This is a genomic window from Actinoplanes sp. NPDC049598, assembly GCF_040675435.1.
In the GTDB taxonomy this organism is placed as follows: domain Bacteria; phylum Actinomycetota; class Actinomycetes; order Mycobacteriales; family Micromonosporaceae; genus Actinoplanes.
Genome location: NZ_JBFAOX010000070.1, coordinates 1 through 1,369, shown reverse-complemented (window position 1 = coordinate 1,369; position 1,369 = coordinate 1). Strand labels below are relative to the sequence as shown.

Sequence of the window (1,369 nt, the reverse complement as noted above, 5' to 3'; positions counted from 1 at the left end):
GCCAGGCTGAAGACCTGGCGGGATGGGCACCGTGAGTGATGACATCGAACGTTATGAGTCCACGGAAGAAGACCGAGGGTGACGGGCGGCAGCTGTCGCCTGAGCAGGCCGCCGCGGCGGCGATGGTGGCCGAGGCCAGGGCCCGGGGACTGGAACTGACCGGCCCGAACGGCCTGCTGAAGCTGTTCACCAAGAACGTCCTCGAGACCGCGTTGAACGAGGAGATGACCGAACACCTCGGTCACGAGAAGAACCAAGCCGATCCAGGCCGCGAATCGAGCAATGTGCGTAACGGCAGTCGCGGCAAGACGGTGATCTCGGATGCCGCCGGCGAAGTTCAGATTGATGTTCCCCGGGATCGGGAAGGCACATTCGAGCCGCAGATAGTGAAGAAACGGCAGCGACGGCTGACTGAGGTCGACGAAATCGTGTTGTCGTTGTATGCGAAAGGAATGACGACCGGGGAGATCTCCGCGCACTTCGCGGAGATCTACGGAGCGTCGGTATCGAAAGAAACCATCTCTCGAATCACCGACAAAGTCGTCGCCGAGATGACCGAATGGTCGACACGGCCCCTCGACGCGGTTTACGTGGCCGTGTTCATCGACGCCATTATGGTCAAGGTTCGTGAGGGTCAGGTCGCGAACCGGCCCATCTACGCGGCCATCGGGGTCACCGTGGACGGCCGCAAGGACGTCCTGGGTCTCTGGGCCGGCTCCGGCGGCGAGGGCGCCAAGTTCTGGATGAGCGTCCTGATCGACCTGAAGAACCGCGGCGTGCGCGACGTGTTCTTCGTCGTCTGCGACGGCCTGAAAGGCCTACCGGACACGGTCGAGGCGGTGTGGCCGGAAGCGATCGTCCAGACCTGCATCATCCATTTGATTCGGAATACGTTCCGGCTGACGTCCCGAGCCGACGCGGACGCGATCAAACGTGATATCAAGCCCATCTACACCGCCGTCAACGCGGACGCGGCACTGGCCGCTTTGGACGACCTGGAAGAGAAATGGGGTGACAGGTATCGGGCGATGATCCGGTTGTGGCGTAACGCGTGGAACGAGTTCATTCCTTTCCTGGACTACGACGTCGAGATCAGAAAAGTAATCTGCTCCACCAACGCCATCGAGTCGCTGAACGCCCGATACCGTCGCGCCGTGCGAGCTCGCGGCCATTTTCCGAGTGAGCAGGCCGCCCTGAAATGCCTGTACCTTGTGACTCGCAGCCTGGACCCGACCGGCGCCGGCCGCGCCCGATGGACGATGCGCTGGAAGCCCGTGCTGAATGCCTTCGCCATCACCTTCGGTGACCGCTGGCCGGCCGCCGAAACCTACTAACCAAGCGCCGGAAACACCGATCTTGGTACGGACCC

At 62.3% G+C, this 1,369-nt stretch carries 1 protein-coding gene; it reads left to right on the top strand.

All coding sequences use genetic code 11. The annotated features are described in order from the left end of the window. Nucleotides 1-53: 53 nt before the first annotated feature. The gene (locus AB0J66_RS49745) at nt 54-1,334 is read left to right on the top strand and encodes an IS256 family transposase (protein WP_364676583.1); all 1,281 of its coding nucleotides are present in this window, start codon (nt 54-56) and stop codon (nt 1,332-1,334) included. Nucleotides 1,335-1,369: the final 35 nt, after the last annotated feature.